At 70.6% G+C, this 15,991-nt stretch carries 18 protein-coding genes; 12 read left to right on the top strand and 6 right to left on the bottom strand.

The window, feature by feature from the left end:
• Positions 1–139 precede the first annotated feature (139 nt).
• Complete coding sequence (locus ACFY9E_RS06965) at positions 140–1,459, bottom strand: D-arabinono-1,4-lactone oxidase (RefSeq protein ID WP_390980043.1); 1,320 nt, start codon at positions 1,457–1,459, stop codon at positions 140–142.
• Positions 1,419–2,657, bottom strand: a complete 1,239-nt coding sequence (locus ACFY9E_RS06960; protein WP_390980041.1) for an MFS transporter — start codon at positions 2,655–2,657, stop codon at positions 1,419–1,421. The genes ACFY9E_RS06965 and ACFY9E_RS06960 overlap by 41 nt, the downstream gene beginning before the upstream one ends.
• A 168-nt stretch (positions 2,658–2,825) precedes the next feature.
• Between ACFY9E_RS06960 and ACFY9E_RS06955 the strand changes: the two genes are divergently transcribed.
• Complete coding sequence (locus tag ACFY9E_RS06955) at positions 2,826–3,953, top strand: ferrochelatase (RefSeq protein ID WP_390980039.1); 1,128 nt, start codon at positions 2,826–2,828, stop codon at positions 3,951–3,953.
• Between the two features lie 8 nt (positions 3,954–3,961).
• Positions 3,962–4,777, top strand: coding sequence for an inositol monophosphatase family protein (locus ACFY9E_RS06950; protein WP_390980037.1), 816 nt, complete (start codon positions 3,962–3,964; stop codon positions 4,775–4,777).
• A 123-nt stretch (positions 4,778–4,900) separates the two neighbouring features.
• Here ACFY9E_RS06950 and ACFY9E_RS06945 read toward each other — a convergent pair whose 3' ends face one another.
• Positions 4,901–5,074: a hypothetical protein gene (locus tag ACFY9E_RS06945; protein ID WP_390980035.1), complete on the bottom strand. Its 174-nt coding sequence runs from the start codon at positions 5,072–5,074 to the stop codon at positions 4,901–4,903.
• Between the two features lie 415 nt (positions 5,075–5,489).
• Between ACFY9E_RS06945 and ACFY9E_RS06940 the strand changes: the two genes are divergently transcribed.
• The 4 genes from ACFY9E_RS06940 (at position 5,490) to ACFY9E_RS06925 (ending at position 9,069) form a co-directional block, all read left to right on the top strand.
• Positions 5,490–6,143 (top strand): response regulator transcription factor, encoded by a 654-nt coding sequence (locus ACFY9E_RS06940; protein WP_003993508.1) that lies wholly within the window; start codon positions 5,490–5,492, stop codon positions 6,141–6,143.
• Between the two features lie 6 nt (positions 6,144–6,149).
• Positions 6,150–7,382: an ATP-binding protein gene (locus ACFY9E_RS06935; protein ID WP_390980034.1), complete on the top strand. Its 1,233-nt coding sequence runs from the start codon at positions 6,150–6,152 to the stop codon at positions 7,380–7,382.
• A gap of 405 nt (positions 7,383–7,787) precedes the next feature.
• A complete protein-coding gene (locus ACFY9E_RS06930; RefSeq protein WP_003993510.1) occupies positions 7,788–8,084 on the top strand; it encodes a DUF4193 domain-containing protein in 297 nt (98 codons plus the stop codon).
• A 13-nt stretch (positions 8,085–8,097) separates the two neighbouring features.
• On the top strand, positions 8,098–9,069 hold the full coding sequence (locus tag ACFY9E_RS06925) for a hypothetical protein (RefSeq protein ID WP_390980033.1): 972 nt from the start codon (positions 8,098–8,100) through the stop codon (positions 9,067–9,069).
• A gap of 45 nt (positions 9,070–9,114) precedes the next feature.
• On the opposite strand, the gene ACFY9E_RS06920 is transcribed toward ACFY9E_RS06925, so the two are convergent.
• Entirely contained in the window at positions 9,115–9,573 is a 459-nt protein-coding gene (locus ACFY9E_RS06920; RefSeq protein WP_390980031.1) for a DUF3093 family protein, read from the bottom strand.
• A gap of 58 nt (positions 9,574–9,631) precedes the next feature.
• On the opposite strand from ACFY9E_RS06920, the gene ACFY9E_RS06915 reads away from it, so the two are divergent.
• From ACFY9E_RS06915 to ACFY9E_RS06890, 6 genes are all read left to right on the top strand, one after another.
• Positions 9,632–10,216 (top strand): hotdog domain-containing protein, encoded by a 585-nt coding sequence (locus tag ACFY9E_RS06915; RefSeq protein ID WP_390980029.1) that lies wholly within the window; start codon positions 9,632–9,634, stop codon positions 10,214–10,216.
• Positions 10,217–10,275: 59 nt separating this feature from the next.
• Entirely contained in the window at positions 10,276–10,827 is a 552-nt protein-coding gene (gene dut / locus ACFY9E_RS06910) for a dUTP diphosphatase (RefSeq protein ID WP_390980027.1), read from the top strand.
• A gap of 1 nt (position 10,828) precedes the next feature.
• Complete coding sequence (locus tag ACFY9E_RS06905) at positions 10,829–11,581, top strand: DUF3710 domain-containing protein (RefSeq protein ID WP_184565594.1); 753 nt, start codon at positions 10,829–10,831, stop codon at positions 11,579–11,581.
• A gap of 158 nt (positions 11,582–11,739) precedes the next feature.
• On the top strand, positions 11,740–12,933 hold the full coding sequence (locus tag ACFY9E_RS06900; protein ID WP_390980025.1) for an alginate lyase family protein: 1,194 nt from the start codon (positions 11,740–11,742) through the stop codon (positions 12,931–12,933).
• Positions 12,934–13,287: 354 nt separating this feature from the next.
• The gene (locus ACFY9E_RS06895) at positions 13,288–13,686 is read left to right on the top strand and encodes an OB-fold nucleic acid binding domain-containing protein (RefSeq protein WP_363090172.1); all 399 of its coding nucleotides are present in this window, start codon (positions 13,288–13,290) and stop codon (positions 13,684–13,686) included.
• Between the two features lie 3 nt (positions 13,687–13,689).
• The gene (locus ACFY9E_RS06890; RefSeq protein ID WP_390980023.1) at positions 13,690–14,421 is read left to right on the top strand and encodes a DUF3159 domain-containing protein; all 732 of its coding nucleotides are present in this window, start codon (positions 13,690–13,692) and stop codon (positions 14,419–14,421) included.
• A gap of 83 nt (positions 14,422–14,504) precedes the next feature.
• Here ACFY9E_RS06890 and ACFY9E_RS06885 read toward each other — a convergent pair whose 3' ends face one another.
• Both ACFY9E_RS06885 and ACFY9E_RS06880 read right to left on the bottom strand, forming a co-directional pair.
• Positions 14,505–15,179, bottom strand: coding sequence for a TrkA family potassium uptake protein (locus tag ACFY9E_RS06885; protein WP_142158687.1), 675 nt, complete (start codon positions 15,177–15,179; stop codon positions 14,505–14,507).
• Positions 15,179–15,850, bottom strand: coding sequence for a TrkA family potassium uptake protein (locus tag ACFY9E_RS06880; RefSeq protein ID WP_033308364.1), 672 nt, complete (start codon positions 15,848–15,850; stop codon positions 15,179–15,181). Before ACFY9E_RS06880 ends, ACFY9E_RS06885 begins: the two co-directional genes overlap by 1 nt.
• Positions 15,851–15,991 lie beyond the last annotated feature (141 nt).

Genomic DNA, 15,991 nt, shown 5'->3' with positions numbered 1-15,991 from the left:
TGGCGGCCGTCGTCTTCGGTCTGACGATGGCCGGAATCATCACCTGCGAGCCGGCTTCGGGCCACACCCTCGGCGGGCCCGGCCCCCCGCCGAGCGCACCGGGAGCGAGGGCACCGGGAACACCGCCCCGGCGCGTCGCCTACGCCCCCAGAACCCTCCGCAAGTAGTCGTTCTGGAACCGCCGGTCGGGATCGAGGCGATCCCGCAGCGCCGTGAACTCGCCGAAGCGCGGATACACCCGGGAGAAGTACTCGGCGTCCCGCGTGTGGATCTTTCCCCAGTGCGGACGGCCCTCGTGGGCGGTGAAGATGCGCTCGGCCGCGGTGAAGTACCGCTGGTAGGGCGTGCCCTGGAACATGTGGACGGCGATGTACGCGCTGTCCCGGCCGGAGGCGGTGGACAGCGTGATGTCGTCGGCGGGGGCGGTGCGCACCTCGACGGGGAAGCTCACCCGGAGGCCGGAGCGGTCGACCATCGCCTTCAGCTCGCGCAGCGTCTCGACCACCGCCGCACGCGGAACGGCGTACTCCATCTCCACGAAGCGCACTCGGCGCGGGGACGTGAAGACCTTGTACGGGATGTCCGTGTAGGTCCGCGCGGACAGGGCCTTGCTGGAGATCTGGGCGATCGCGGGGATGGTGGCGGGCACCGCGCGGCCGACCCAGTTGGCCACCTGGAAGACGCCGTTGGAGAGGAACTCGTCCTCGAACCAGCTCTGGAGCTGCGGCACCGGCTTCTCCGGACCGGCGCTGCGGTTGTTGCGCTTGGTGTTGGTGCTGCCCGTGTGCGGGAACCAGTAGAACTCGAAGTGCTCGTTCTCGGCCCAGAGTTCCTCGAAGTCCGCAAGGACCCTGTCGAACGGCATCGGCTCCTCGCGGGCCGTGAGCAGGAACACCGGTTCGACGGCGAAGGTGATCGCGGTGACGATGCCCAGGGCGCCGAGGCCGATGCGGGCGGCGGCGAAGACCTCCGGGTTCTCCTCGTCGGAGCAGCTGAGGACCGAGCCGTCGGCCGTGACCAGCTCCAGGCCCTTGATCTGGGCGGCGATCGAGCCGGAGTCACGCCCCGTGCCGTGCGTGCCGGTGCTGGTGGCCCCGGAGACCGTCTGCTCCATGATGTCGCCCATGTTCGTGAGCGACAGACCCTCGCGCGCCAGGGCCATGTTGAGCCTCTTGAGCGGGGTGCCGGCCTCCACCGTGACCGTCATGTTCTCGCGATCGATGCCGCGGATGCCGGTCAGCAGATGAGGACGGATCAGCACTCCGTCCGTCGCGGCTATGGACGTGAAGGAGTGCCCGGCACCGACGGCCTTCACCTTCAGGCCGTCCTCGGCGGCCCGCCGCACGGCGGCGGTCAGCTCGTCGACGGAGGCAGGGGCGACTTCGCGCGCGGGACGCGCGGAGACGTTGCGGCCCCAATTACGCCACGTGCCGTTCTTTCCGTTCGCTGTGCTGCTCAACGGAGCCTCCCCGACCCGGTGCCGGTCGCTTGAGCCGGCGGAACCCGAGGAAACCCACCGCGACCGCGACGGCCCCGGCCACCGCCGGAACCCCGTACCCGGCACGCGCCCCGGCCGCGTCGATCACCCAGCCGGCCGCGGAGGAGCCGAGTGCGACCCCCACCGCGAGACCGGTGCTCACCCAGGTCATTCCTTCGGTGAGCTGCGCGCGTGGTACGTGCTCTTCGATGAGGGACATGGTCGTGATCATCGTGGGAGCGATGGACAGACCCGCAACGAACAGCGCCACGGCCAGAAACGGCAAGTTTCCGACCAGTAGGAGGGGGATCATACTCACGGCCATGGCACATACGCCCAGCAGCCACCGTCGTTCCGGTGCCCCGGCGAAGTGCAACAGCCCATAGACCATGCCCGCCACACACGAGCCCGCCGCGTACACGGCGAGGACGATGCTCGCCGCGGCCTTGTGGCCCTCCTCGTCGGCGAAGGCCACCGTGACCACGTCGACCGCCCCGAAGATCGCCCCGGTGGCGACGAAGGTGGCCACCAATACCTGAAGGCCCGGCGCGCGCATCGCGCTGCCGCCGCCCTTCCGCTCGCGCGGGTGCGGCTCGGGCTCGGTGGCGCGCTGCGCGGTCAGCCAGAACACGCCGACGGCCAGGAAGCAGGCGGCGAGCAGCGGGCCGGCCTCCGGGAACCAGGCCGTGGACAGGCCGATGGAGATGATGGGCCCGAAGATGAAGCACACCTCGTCCACCACGGACTCGAAGGAGTACGCGGTGTGCAGCTGCGGGGTGCCCCGGTACAGCGCCGCCCAGCGGGCCCGGATCATCGCGCCGACGCTCGGCACACAGCCGATGCCGGCGCAGGCCGCGAACAGCACCCAGTCCGGCCACCCGTAGTGCGCGGCGACCAGCAGGACGGCCGCCGCCGCGAGCGAGATCAGCGTGGCCGGGCGCAGCACCCGCCGCTGCCCGTACTGGTCCACCAGACGCGAGACCTGCGGCCCGGCCACCGCGGCGGCCAGGGCGATGGTCGCCGACAGACCACCGGCCAGTCCGTAGCGCCCGGTGAGCTGCGAGACCATCGTGACCACGCCGATGCCCATCATCGACAGCGGCATCCGGCCGAGAAAGCCCGCGGTGGAGAAACCCTTGGAGCCTGGGGCTGCGAACAGGGCGCGGTAGGGGCTGGGCACGGGTTCTCCGGAAGGCTCAGTAAGCTGCGAACGCAGTCGACACAGCTTACGGCCCGGAACGCCCCGACGCACCCGTCCGGCCCAGCCTCGGATCGCCCCGGGCCCGCATGGCACGCGGGTGTCCCCCGCCGTTTCCCGGCTGTCAGTGCAGGGTGGCAGGATCGACTCATGCCAGACGCGCGCGATGTCAGCCCCTACGACGCCCTGCTCCTGCTCTCGTTCGGCGGCCCGGAAGGCCCGGACGACGTCGTCCCGTTCCTGGAGAACGTGACGCGTGGGCGCGGCATCCCCAAGGAACGCCTCAAGGAAGTCGGGCAGCACTATTTCCTGTTCGGCGGGGTCAGCCCGATCAACGACCAGAACCGTGCCCTGCTGGACGCCCTGCGCAAGGACTTCGCCGACCACGGCCTGGACCTGCCGGTCTACTGGGGCAACCGCAACTGGGCGCCGTACCTGACGGACACGCTGCGCGAGATGGTCCGCGACGGCCGCCGCCGCATCCTGGTCCTCGCCACCAGCGCCTACGCCTCGTACTCGGGCTGCCGCCAGTACCGCGAGAACCTCGCCGACTCGCTCGCGGCCCTGGAGGCGGAAGGCCTGGAGCTGCCCGAGGTCGACAAGCTCCGGCACTACTTCAACCACCCGGGCTTCCTGGAGCCCATGATCGACGGGGTGCTCCGGTCCCTCGCCGATCTTCCCGAGGACGTCCGGGACGGGGCGCACCTCGCCTTCTCGACGCACTCGATCCCGACGGCGTCCGCCGACACCTCCGGCCCCGCCGAGGAGCACGGCGACGGCGGCGCGTACGTGAAGCAGCACCTGGACGTGGCGCAGCTGATCGCCGACGCGGTCCGCGAGCGCACCGGCGTCGACCACCCCTGGCAGCTCGTCTACCAGTCCCGCTCCGGCGCCCCGCACATCCCGTGGCTGGAACCCGACATCTGCGACCACCTCGACGAGCGGCACGCGGCCGGTGTCCCGGCCGTCGTCATCGCCCCCATCGGTTTCGTCTCCGACCACATGGAGGTCCTCTACGACCTCGACACGGAGGCCAAGGCCAAGGCCGAGGAGCTCGGGCTGCCGATGCGGCGCTCGGCCACCGTCGGCGCGGACCCGAGGTTCGCCGCAGCGATCCGCGAGCTCGTCGTGGAGCGCGCCGCCGCCGAGCGCGGGCAGGCCGTGACGCCGTGCGCCCTGGGCGCCCTGGGGGCGAGCCACAACCTCTGTCCGGTCGGCTGCTGCCCGGCCCGCGCCCCCCGGCCCGCCGCCGCGGGCGCCGACAGCACCTACGCGTGAGGAGCCCTGTGACCGACCCCCTGCACACGGACCTGCTCGACCTCGCCCAGGAGGCCGCCCGCCGCGCCGGCGCGCTGCTGCGAGACGGACGCCCGGCCGACCTCGCGGTCGCCGCGACCAAGTCCAGCCCGATCGACGTCGTCACCGAGATGGACATCGCGGCGGAGAAGCTGATCACGGGCCTGATCGCCGAGCACCGCCCGGACGACGGCGTCCTCGGCGAGGAGGGCGCCGCCACGGAGGGCACGAGCGGCGTCCGCTGGGTGATCGACCCGCTCGACGGCACGGTCAACTACCTGTACGGGCTGCCCACCTGGGCCGTCTCCATCGCCGCCGAGCAGGACGGCGAGACCGTCGTCGGAGTGGTCACGGCACCGATGCGCGGCGAGACCTTCCACGCCGTGCGCGGCCGGGGAGCGTGGGCCACCGGCGCCTGGGACGGCGAGCGCAGGCTGGCCTGCCGCCCGGCGCCGCCCCTGGAGCAGGCGCTGGTCTCGACGGGATTCAACTACGTCGCCGACGTCCGCGCCCACCAGGCCGACGTGGCCCAACGGCTCATCCCGCTGCTGCGCGACATCCGGCGCGGCGGTTCGGCCGCGGTCGACCTGTGCGACGTGGCCGCGGGACGCCTCGACGGCTACTACGAGCGGGGTCTGCACCCCTGGGACCTCGCGGCGGGGGACCTGATCGCCCGGGAGGCGGGCGCGCTGACCGGTGGACGCCCCGGAGAGCGCCCGTCAGGCGATCTGGCAGTGGCGGGTACTCCCGGCGTCTTCGAGCCCCTCCAGCGCCTCCTGGAGGACTTCGGCGCCTGGCACGACTGAGGAGACCGAAGCTCCCGGGCGACGGCCGGCCGACGGCGTGCCGGACCCCAGGTGAACACGCCCTCGCGAACAACGCAGCGGGCCCCGGCGCTGGATTCGCCGGGGCCCGCTCCGTACGGCCTGTCAGACGCTCGTGGCTCCGACCTGCACACCGTGCTCGGCGGCGAGACGGCGCAGGTCGTCGAGCTCGCCCTGCTCCACGTCGACGAGGAACTCGTCGCCCTCGTCGCGAGCCCGGGACAGATCGGTTTCGGTCGCCCTTATGCGCTGCAGAAGTCCTGCGGTGAAAGCGTCCATGCTGCGCCCCCTCGTCCTGGGTCGTGGGTCGATGGCACGGGGGTGTGCCGTTCGGAAGGGACGATCACGCCGCCTGTGGATGCCCAGCGCCGCTCGGCCGGGCGGCGACGGTGCCGGACACCCACGCCCGCCCTGCGCAAAAGCGGATTGATGCGCACCGCATGGTGGTGCGGCGCCAGCAGAGCGTGATCGTGGGATGTAAAGCCGTCCTCCCCAAGCTCCCTTCCGAGGAAACCTAACCGGACGAGAAAATCTCGTATTCCCCACGGGATCACCGCCCTCTCACCCGCCTTACCTCCGACTTATGACCGAAAAGGGCAGGATGGAGAGCACCACACCACGACACCGTCGAAGACCCCTGCCCGCGTGCGCCCAGTGAGGGCTGCGCGGGTGGACATCAGGAAGGACCAGGAACGTGCGCGTACTCGTCGTCGAGGACGAGCAACTGCTCGCCGATGCGGTGGCCACCGGACTGCGCCGGGAGGCCATGGCCGTCGACGTCGTGTACGACGGCGCGGCCGCCCTGGAGCGCATCGGCGTCAACGACTACGACGTGGTCGTCCTCGACCGGGACCTCCCGCTCGTGCACGGCGACGACGTCTGCCGCAAGATCGTCGAGCTCGGCATGCCCACCCGCGTGCTGATGCTCACCGCCTCCGGCGACGTCAGCGATCGCGTCGAGGGACTGGAGATCGGCGCCGACGACTACCTGCCCAAGCCGTTCGCGTTCAGTGAGCTCATCGCGCGCGTGCGCGCTCTGGGCCGGCGCACCAGCGTGCCTCTGCCACCCGTCCTGGAGCGCGCCGGGATCAAGCTCGACCCCAACCGCCGCGAGGTCTTCCGCGACGGCAAGGAGGTCCAGCTCGCGCCCAAGGAGTTCGCCGTCCTGGAGGTGCTGATGCGCAGCGAGGGCGCCGTCGTGTCGGCGGAGCAGCTCCTGGAGAAGGCCTGGGACGAGAACACCGACCCGTTCACGAACGTCGTGCGCGTGACGGTCATGACCCTGCGCCGCAAGCTGGGCGAGCCGCCCGTCATCGTCACCGTCCCCGGCTCCGGCTACCGGATCTGATACCCCGTGGCGACGACTCCCGCGCCCCCGCAGGCGCCCCCCAAGCCGACCTGGGACCCCAGGAGGCCCGTGCCGCCCTTCCCGTGGCTGCGCCCGACCATCCGCATAAGGCTCACGCTGCTCTACGGCGGCATGTTCCTGATCGCCGGCATCCTGCTTCTGTCGATCATCTATCTGCTGGCCGCCCAGGCCCTGAACGTGGGCAGCGTCCTGCCGTTCAAGATCGTCGAGGGCAAGGTCACCAGCGACATCTGCAACCTGCCCGACCAGGCCTCGCCCGCCGAGTTCAACAACGCCATGAACCATTGCGTCAACGAGCAGCGGCAGAACGCCCTGGACAACCTGCTCAGCCGCTCGCTCCTGGCCCTGCTGGGGCTCGCGGTCATCGCCTTCGCCTTCGGTTACGCGATGGCCGGCCGCGTCCTCTCCCCGCTGGGCCGGATCACCCGCACGGCCCGTGCGGTGGCGGGCTCCGACCTGTCGCGCCGGATCGAGCTGGACGGCCCGGACGACGAGCTCAAGGAGCTGGCGGACACCTTCGACGACATGCTGGAGCGGCTCCAGCGTGCCTTCACGGCCCAGCAGCGCTTCGTCGGCAACGCCTCGCACGAGCTGAGAACGCCGCTGGCGATCAACCGCACACTCCTCGAGGTGCATCTGTCCGACCCGAACGCGCCCATGGAACTCCAGCAGCTCGGCAAGACACTGCTGGCCACCAACGAGCGCAGCGAGCAGCTCGTGGAGGGACTGCTGCTGCTCGCCCGCAGCGACAACCAGGTCGTCGAGCGGGGGCCCGTGGACTTGGCCGAGGTCGCCTCCCGGGCCATCGACCAGGTGCACGGCGAGGCGGAGGGCAAGGGCGTGCTGATCCGTGGCGAGCAGAAGCCCGCGGTCGTCCAGGGCAACGGGGTGCTGCTGGAGCGGATCGCGCTCAACCTGGTGCAGAACGCCGTGCGCTACAACGTCGCGGAGGACGGCTGGGTCGAGGTCACCACCGAGGTCCAGCACGGCCAGGCGGTCCTGGTCGTCGCCAACACGGGCCCGGTCGTGCCGGCGTACGAGATCGACAACCTCTTCGAGCCGTTCCGGCGGCTGCGTACGGAGCGGACGGGCAGCGACAAGGGTGTCGGGCTGGGCCTGTCCATCGTCCGGTCCGTGGCCCGGGCGCACGGCGGGCACATCTACGCCCAGCCGCGTGAGGGAGGAGGACTCGTGATGCGAGTCATGCTGCCCATCTGAGATCATGTCGCCGATCAACTCGCGGCACACGGGGATGTTCGCTTTGCGCGGAATTTTTGAAACCGCGCCGGGCGTGTCCCATGTGTGATCGATCACAGAGACTTCTTTCCGGTCATTTACGTTCCGTGATCATGCACGCTGTCGGAAAGCCGGGAAAATCCCGGTTTCCGGGGGTCTTGATCACGGGAAGTACACGGTGAGACGCCTTTGTAGTGCGGCATTCGGACCGTGTACGGTCCCCATCGCCATCCCAGCCGATCACTCGTGAGGAGTCCGGTTGGGTGTCGATTGAGTAACAGACCTTGATGTGAGGCAAAATCTCCGCCTCAGGTCGGGCACAAGTCCGGCCTCTCACGCGTTACGTGCGCTGGAGACACCGCAGACACCCAGAGGGGGAGAGCGACCATGGCAACCGATTACGACACTCCACGCAAGACCGACGACGACGTCGACTCGGACAGTCTCGAAGAGCTGAAGGCTCGGAGGAACGACAAGTCGGCCTCCGCCGTGGACGTCGACGAGTTCGAGGCCGCAGAGGGCCTCGAGCTGCCCGGAGCCGACCTCTCGAACGAGGAACTGGCAGTCCGGGTGCTCCCGAAGCAGCAGGACGAGTTCACCTGCATGAGCTGCTTCCTGGTGCACCACCGCAGCCAGCTGGCCCGGGAGAAGAACGGTCAGCCGATCTGCCGCGACTGCGACTGAGGAGGGGTCGGCCGTGACTGGCTCGACCCCTCCCTGGAAGCGCCGCTTCTCCAAACGGAAAGCGGACGAAGGGCCGACGGACGGCCCGCGGTACGGCGCGCGTGAGGACGAGCGGGGCCCCACCGGTACGGGGGCGGCCTCGCTCGAGCCTGCAGCGGACCGGGGTGACCTCCCGGCATCCGTGGACGTCCCCGCACCCGTCGCGAGACGGCGGGCGGGGGCGATCCGGGAGCGGGCCAGGGAAGGCGCCCGCAAGGGCGGCGACCGGGCCCGGGCCGGGCTCGCCTACCTCGCCGACCGGATCATCGAACTGGCCCCGCGCGTCCCCGTACGGGACCTGGCGACGCTGCGCAGACAGTTCCCGGGCCTCGGGCCCGAGGAGCTGGCGGACAAGCTCGTGGCGGGCGCCGCGAACGCGACGGCGACCGTAGGCGCGGGTATCGGCGCGGCCGCGATGCTGCCCATCCCCCCGGCGATGCCGACGGAACTGGCCGCCGAGGTCACCGGCGTCGCCGCGATCGAGCTGAAGATGATCGCCGAACTCCACGAGGTGTACGGCGCACGGCCGCCCGGCAACCTCAAACAGCGCAGCACCGCGTACCTCGACTCGTGGTCGGGGGAGCGCGGGATCGACGCGTCCAAGCCGTCGACGTTCAGCACGGCGCTGAACAGCCGCATGAAACGCGAACTGCGGCAGCGGATCATGAAGCGGATGGTCCGCAACATGCCGAACCTGATGCCGTTCCTGGTGGGCGCCGCCGTCGGCGCGGTCATGAACCGAGGCGAGACGAGAAAGCTCGCCGGCCGGATCCGCAGGGACCTGCGCAAGATCCAGGTGCCCTGGGACGCCCTGGAGGCGCTCCCCGCCCTGGACCGTCCGGCGGACGCCCTGGAGATGGGCGAGATCACGCACGACCCCCTGGGCCGCCACGAGGACGACCGGCGCGACGGCCGGGGCTACGGCAAGCAGGGCGACGGGCGCTGACTCCGGCCCGTCACAAGCGGCGGGGTGATGCCCCGCGCGGGTGTGCTACGCGGCCTTCGCTGTCCTCAGCGCCTCCGCAAGGCGCTCCGGCTCCCGCGTGGACAGGTACAGGTACGGCGTCGGGTCCTGCGGGTCCGTGACCTCCACGCGCAGGGCCGTGGGGATGTACGCGCGCAGCAGCAGGAAGGCGCGCGGGTCGGCCTTGTACGTGCGCCAGGCGCGGGCCCCCTCCGCGTCCAGCACCTCCGCCTCGCCCAGGGCAGCCACCGGGATCTTCGCCTCGCCCGCGATCAGGGAGTCGCCCACCACGCGGATGCGGACCGAGCCGTACGAGCTCGCGGCGACGGCCGCGACCGCGGTGCCCCCGGCCAGGCCGCCGAGCATCGGCAGCGTGCCGAACGGGAGCAGGATCAGGGCCATGGAGACGCCCACGAGGAACGAGATCAGCCACCAGGTCCGCGGGGCGGTGAGGCGTTCTTCGTAGGGGGCGGCGGAGAGCTGCATGGGGCCAAGCTTGACACGGTGTCCGTAAGGGGCCGACGCGCGGGTAAGGTCTCCCGCTGTGAGTGGTACTTCCGCAGCTCTTCAGCCTCCGGCCGACGCCGTGCGACCGGTGCGGCACCCGGACGCGCCCGCGCCCGGTGAGCTTCTCGGCGCGCACTACGGCGCGTGCTTCGGCTGTGGTGGCGACCAGCCGCACGGGCTGCATCTGGAGGCGCGGGCCGGTGAGGGCGTGTCGCTGACCGCCGAGTTCACCGTGCAGCCCGCCCACCAGGGCGCACCGGGCCTCGCACACGGGGGTGTGCTCGCCTCCGCCCTGGACGAGACCCTCGGCTCGCTGAACTGGCTGCTGCGCACGATCGCCGTGACCGGGCGGCTGGAGACCGACTTCGTACGGCCCGTGCCCGTCGGGACCACATTGCACCTGGAGGCGGAGGTGACGGCCGTCGCCGGGCGGAAGATCTACTCCACCGCGACCGGCCGCGTCGGCGGCCCCGACGGGCCCGTCGCCGTGCGCGCCGACGCGCTCTTCATCGAGGTGAAGGTCGACCACTTCGTCGACCACGGCCGCCGGGAAGAGATCCAGGCGGCCATGAACGACCCGGACCAGGTCCGGCGCGCCCGTGCCTTCGAGGTGAACCCGTGATCCCGGAAAGCTCCCTGGGCGCGGTCGGCCCCACGGGTCCCGACAGCCCCACCAGCCCCGTGAGCCGGCAGCCGCTGGACGTGCTGATCCGGCGCATCGATCCGGACGTACCGCTTCCGTCGTATGCGCAGCCCGGGGACGCCGGGGCCGATCTGCGGACGACCGAGGCGTGCCAACTGGAGCCGGGTGAGCGGGCGGTACTGCCCACGGGGGTGTCTGTGGCGTTGCCGGAGGGGTACGCGGCCTTCGTGCACCCGCGATCCGGCCTGGCCGCTCGCTGCGGCGTCGCCCTCGTGAATGCCCCGGGGACGGTTGATGCCGGGTACCGTGGGGAGATCAAGGTGATCGTGGTGAATCTCGACCCGCGCGAGGCCGTGCGGTTCGAGCGCTTCGACCGGATTGCCCAACTGGTGGTCCAGCAGGTCGAGAGGGTCCGCTTCCAGGAGGTGGCGGAACTTCCCGGCTCCGCGCGGGCCGAAGGGGGCTTCGGGTCCACCGGAGGCCATGCCGCGGTGGACGGGACGAGCGGCACAAGCGGTCAGGCCGCCCTGGGCGGTCAGGCGGGTGGGAATCGATACGCTTCGGTCGTATCCGACCGGGAAGGACAGTGACGTGTTCGGACGTCGCAAGAAGAGGGATGCCGCCGAGGACGCGGCCGGCGAGGCCGAGCAGGTCGTCGACGGTGTCGACACTGAGGCGGACGAAGAGCGCGAGCGCCTGAGGCTCGAACCGGCGCCGCGCCCCGACGGACCCTGGGACAGCTCCGAGGTCCGTGACCCGAGCGAAGGCCGGGTCGACCTGGGCGGTCTGTTCGTGCCGGGCGTCGACGGCATGGAGCTCAGGGTCGAGGTCGCGGGCGACGCGATCGTGGCGGCCACGGTCGTGCTGCGCGACAGCGCCATCCAGCTCCAGGGCTTCGCCGCCCCCAAGCGCGAGGGCATCTGGGGCGAGGTGCGCGAGGAGATCGGCACCGGCATCACCCAGCAGGGCGGTATCGTCGACGAGGTCGAGGGGCCGCTGGGCTGGGAGCTGCGCGCTCAAGTGCCCGTTCAGCTGCCGGACGGCACCGGCGGCTTCCAGGTGGTGCGGTTCGTCGGCGTGGACGGCCCCCGCTGGTTCCTGCGCGGGGTCATCTCGGGCCAGGGCGCGGTGCAGCCGCAGGCCGCCGGGCTGCTCGAGCAGATCTTCCGGGACACCGTCGTGGTGCGCGGTGAGGGCCCGATGGCGCCCCGCGACCCGATCGTCCTGAAGCTGCCGAACGACGCTCAGATGGTCCCCGAGGGGGTCCAGCAGGAGGAGGGCTCCCGTTTCGCGGGCGGAATGGGCCAGCTCCAGCGCGGACCGGAGATCACCGAGGTCCGCTGACCCCACAGAGACACCAGGGCCGTACCCCACCGGGGGTGCGGCCCTTTCTCGTGCGCGGAACCTTGACGGCGTATTGGTCTGTACCTACGGTCTCCGTTCAACGCGTCTGTTCATAAAGGCGCTTCGCGTTCACATACGAGAACGGAAGGCCCCCACACATGCGCAGCACCGCACTCTTCGCCGCCTCCGCCGCCCTCGTCGTCGGTGTTCTCGCCCGGCCCGCCGACGCCGCAACCCCCGCTCCCCGCGCTCTCAGCGCCCCCGCTGCCTTCGTCCACCCCGGAGTGACCGTCTCCCAAGGTCAGTTGGACTTCACCCGGTCCAAGGTCGACGTCGGGGCACAGCCCTGGAAGGGCGCCTTCGACCAGATGATGGCGAGCAAATACGCCGACCTGAACCGCACGCCCAGGCCCCGGGCGGTCGTCGAGTGCGGCTCGTACTCCAACCCCAACCACGGCTGCACGGACGAGCGCGAGGACGCGATCGCCGCGTACACCCAGGCGCTCGCCTGGTACATCACCCGCGACGAACGGCACGCCCGCAAGGCGATCGAGCTGATGGACGCCTGGTCCGCCGTGATCAGGGACCACACCAACAGCAACGCGCCCCTGCAGACCGGCTGGGCCGGCTCCTCCTGGCCCAGGGCCGCCGAGATCATCAAGTACACGTACACCGGGAACTGGGCGAACTCCGGCCGTTTCGCCACCATGCTCCGCACCGTCTACCTGCCCGAGATCGTCAACGGCTCCAACTCCAACGGCAACTGGGAGCTGTCGATGATGGAGGCAGCCGTCGGCATCTCGGTCTTCCTGGAGGACAAGACGTCGTACGACAAGGCCATGGCGAAGTTCCGCACGCGCACGGCCGCCTACGTCTACCTGGAGTCCGACGGGGCGCTGCCGAAGACCGTGCCGAGCCAGAACCTGAACACCCGGGAGAAGATCGTCACCTACTGGCAGGGACAGTCGACCTTCGTCAACGGACTCAGCCAGGAGACCTGCCGCGACTTCACCCACACCGGCTACGGACTCTCCGCCATCTCGCACGTCGCCGAGACCAGCCGCATCCAGGGGCAGGACCTCTACGGCACCGACGTGGGCGAGCGGCTGCGGCACGGGCTCGGCTTCCACGCCAAGTACCAGCTCGGCGCCGGTGCGGAGAGCCGGCTGTGCGGCGGTTCGCTGAAGCTGGGGCTCGGACCGGTATCCGAGGTCGGCCACAACGCCCTGGCCAACCGTCTCGGGCACGCCATGACCAACACCGAGACGCTGACCCTGCGGGGCCGCCCCGCCGGCAGCAACAACCTCTTCGTCGCCTGGGAGACCCTCACCCACGCCGACAACCCCGCGTGACCCACTGACCGGCCGGGCGCCCGGGGCGGGGACCCCGGCGCCCGGTCCGCCCGGTGCCCCGGCGAGGCCGAAGGCCACGAAGCGGACGGCGATGTGATCGTCGGCCACCGGTGAGTCCACCGCCGAGTCGGCCGCGAATGAGGCCGAACGGGCCGGCAGGGACGTACGGCCGGCTCCCACCGAGTGGCATCCGCCGGAGGCGCTCGCGGGCGAGAGCGGCAGCCTGCCGTCGTGCGGCACCGAGAAGGACGCCTACGTCGCCGGAGACTGCTGCATCACCTTCCCGGGGACGGGGCATCGCTTCGGGAAACAGGCTCTTCGCTCTTCGTCACCACCCCCCGGTACGCTTCAGACATGAGTGCTGTTCCTCGTTCCGAAAAGCCGGTGGGCCGATTCCGGCGCATGCTCGACCGGCTCTCCTCGTCACAGGAGGACCTGGAGTCCGAGGAGCTGCGCGAGGACGCCGAGACGGCCGGCTGTACCCGGATCGGAGACTGCCAGGACCGCCAGATAGTGACGGTTACTGGTACCTTGCGCACGGTCACCCTTCGGCCGCGCGCCGGAGTCCCGGCCCTGGAGGCCGAGCTGTTCGACGGCTCCGCCGCGCTGGACGTGGTGTGGCTCGGCAGGCGCTCCATCGTGGGGATAGAGCCGGGGCGCAAGCTGATCGCATCGGGCCGGATCTCGATGAGCCGGGGCCGCCGGGTGCTGTTCAATCCCAAGTACGAACTGAGACCCCTCGGACGGGAGTAGCCGGTGACGTCGCTCGACAAGCCGACCGAAGAGACATCTGCGGACGACGCCCGGGCGGTGACCGAGGCCGCCCTGTTCGAGGCGTTCGGCGGCGTGCGGGGCATGGTGGAGACGGTGGTTCCCGGCCTCCTCTTCGTCACCATCTACACGATCAACAAGGACCTGCACCTGTCGGCGATCGCCGCACTGGCCGTGTCGCTGGTGCTGGTCGTGGTCCGGCTGGTGATGAAGGACACCGTCAAGCACGCCTTCAGCGGTGTCTTCGGCGTGGCCTTCGGTGTCGTCTTCGCGATGATGACCGGCAACGCCAAGGACTTCTACCTGCCCGGCATGCTCTACACGCTCGGTCTGGGCCTCGCCTACATCATCACCACCCTGTGCGGGGTGCCCCTGATCGGGCTGATCCTCGGCCCGGTCTTCAAGGAGAACCTCTCCTGGCGCACGCGGAACCCCGGCCGCAAGAAGGCCTACGCGAAGGCCAGCTACGCCTGGGGCGCGATCCTGCTCGCCAAGTGCGCGATCCTCTTCCCGCTGTACTGGTGGGCCGACACCACGCAGCTGGGCTGGGTCCTGGTCGCCCTGAAGATCCCGCCGTTCCTGCTCGCGGTGTACCTGACGTGGGTGTTCCTGGCGAAGGCGCCCGCGCCGATCGACGTGTTCGCGGAGATGGAGGCCGAGGAGAAGGCGGCCGAGGAGCGGGAGCGGCAGGCCGCCGCGGGATCCGCCGAGCAGTGACCCTCCGCACCTGACAGAAGGGGCGTCCCGGACACTCGGGACGCCCCTTCCGCTTGTTCTGCTCGTTCCCCGCGGGGACGTGCTCAGCTCGCCGCGTTCCGGCGTACCGACAGCAGGTCCTCCAGCTGCTCCTCGCGGGCCTGGGCGGCCACGAAGAGGAGTTCGTCGCCGGCCTCCAGGGAGTCCTCCCGGGAGGGCGTCAGCACGCGGTTGCCGCGGATGATCGTCACCAGGGACGTGTCCTGCGGCCACTCGACGTCGCCGACCTGCGTGCCGGCCAGGGCCGACTCCTCGGGCAGGGTCAGCTCGACCAGGTTGGCGTCACCGTGGCTGAAGCGCAGCAGACGGACCAGGTCGCCGACGCTCACCGCCTCCTCGACCAGGGCCGACATCAGACGAGGGGTGGAGACGGCGACGTCCACGCCCCAGGACTCGTTGAACAACCACTCGTTCTTGGGGTTGTTCACCCGGGCGACGACGCGCGGGACGCCGTACTCCGTCTTGGCGAGGAGCGAGACGACCAGGTTCACCTTGTCGTCACCGGTCGCGGCGATCACGACGTTGCAGCGCTGGAGGGCCGCCTCGTCCAGGGACGTGATCTCGCAGGCGTCGGCGAGCAGCCACTCGGCCTGCGGGACGCGTTCGACCGAGATGGCGGTCGGCGCCTTGTCGATCAGCAGGACCTCGTGGCCGTTCTCCAGCAGTTCGCCCGCGATCGAGCGGCCGACGGCGCCGGCTCCGGCAATGGCGACCCTCATCAGTGACCGCCCTCCTCTTCGGGACCCTTGGCGAACGCCGCCTCGACCTTGTCGACCTCGTCGGTGCGCATCATCACGTGCACCAGGTCGCCCTCCTGCAGCACCGTCTGCGAGGTGGGCAGGACCGCCTCGCCGAGCCGGGTCAGGAACGCGACGCGTACGCCCGTCTCCTCCTGGATCCGGCTGATCTTGTGGCCGACCCAGGCGGTCGAGGTGTGCACCTCGGCGAGCTGGACGCCGCCGGTGGGGTCGCGCCACAGCGGCTCGGCGCCGGAGGGGAGCAGACGGCGCAGCATCTGGTCGGCCGTCCAGCGGACGGTCGCGACGGTGGGGATGCCCAGGCGCTGGTAGACCTCGGCGCGGCGCGGGTCGTAGATGCGGGCGGCGACGTTCTCGATGCCGAACATCTCACGGGCCACGCGCGCGGCGATGATGTTGGAGTTGTCACCGCTGGAGACGGCGGCGAAAGCGCCGGCCTCCTCGATGCCCGCCTCGCGCAGGGTGTCCTGGTCGAAGCCGACGCCGGTGACCCGGCGGCCGCCGAACCCCGAGCCCAGCCGGCGGAAGGCGGTGGGGTCCTGGTCGACCACGGCGACCGTGTGCCCCTGTTGCTCCAGGTTCTGGGCCAGTGCGGAACCCACCCTTCCGCACCCCATGATGACAATGTGCATCGCGTCACACCGCGCTTCCTGCAGGCCCTCTGGCCCTCATGAATGTCGTGCTCATGTCTCTCTTTCGGCTCGCCGGGCATCACATCGCGGCCTGCGTGCGGGCCGCCGGGCAACATCATGCCGGTGGAATCACGTCATGAT

The organism is Streptomyces sp. NPDC012466 (assembly GCF_042955215.1).
Taxonomy (GTDB): Bacteria; Actinomycetota; Actinomycetes; order Streptomycetales; family Streptomycetaceae; genus Streptomyces.
Note: the sequence above shows the minus strand (reverse complement) of the source record. Positions and strands in the feature narration are given on the sequence as shown.

Excerpts from the sequence above, each read along its gene's own strand:
- ACFY9E_RS06955 (WP_390980039.1), top strand. The coding sequence starts at position 2,826 with ATGCCAGACGCGCGCGATGTCAGCCCCTACGACGCCCTGCTCCTGCTC.
- ACFY9E_RS06895 (WP_363090172.1), top strand. The coding sequence starts at position 13,288 with ATGAGTGCTGTTCCTCGTTCCGAAAAGCCGGTGGGCCGATTCCGGCGC.
- ACFY9E_RS06880 (WP_033308364.1), bottom strand. The coding sequence starts at position 15,850 with ATGCACATTGTCATCATGGGGTGCGGAAGGGTGGGTTCCGCACTGGCC.
- ACFY9E_RS06930 (WP_003993510.1), top strand. The coding sequence starts at position 7,788 with ATGGCAACCGATTACGACACTCCACGCAAGACCGACGACGACGTCGAC.
- ACFY9E_RS06920 (WP_390980031.1), bottom strand. The coding sequence starts at position 9,573 with ATGCAGCTCTCCGCCGCCCCCTACGAAGAACGCCTCACCGCCCCGCGG.
- ACFY9E_RS06945 (WP_390980035.1), bottom strand. The coding sequence starts at position 5,074 with ATGGACGCTTTCACCGCAGGACTTCTGCAGCGCATAAGGGCGACCGAA.
- ACFY9E_RS06900 (WP_390980025.1), top strand. The coding sequence starts at position 11,740 with ATGCGCAGCACCGCACTCTTCGCCGCCTCCGCCGCCCTCGTCGTCGGT.
- ACFY9E_RS06885 (WP_142158687.1), bottom strand. The coding sequence starts at position 15,179 with ATGAGGGTCGCCATTGCCGGAGCCGGCGCCGTCGGCCGCTCGATCGCG.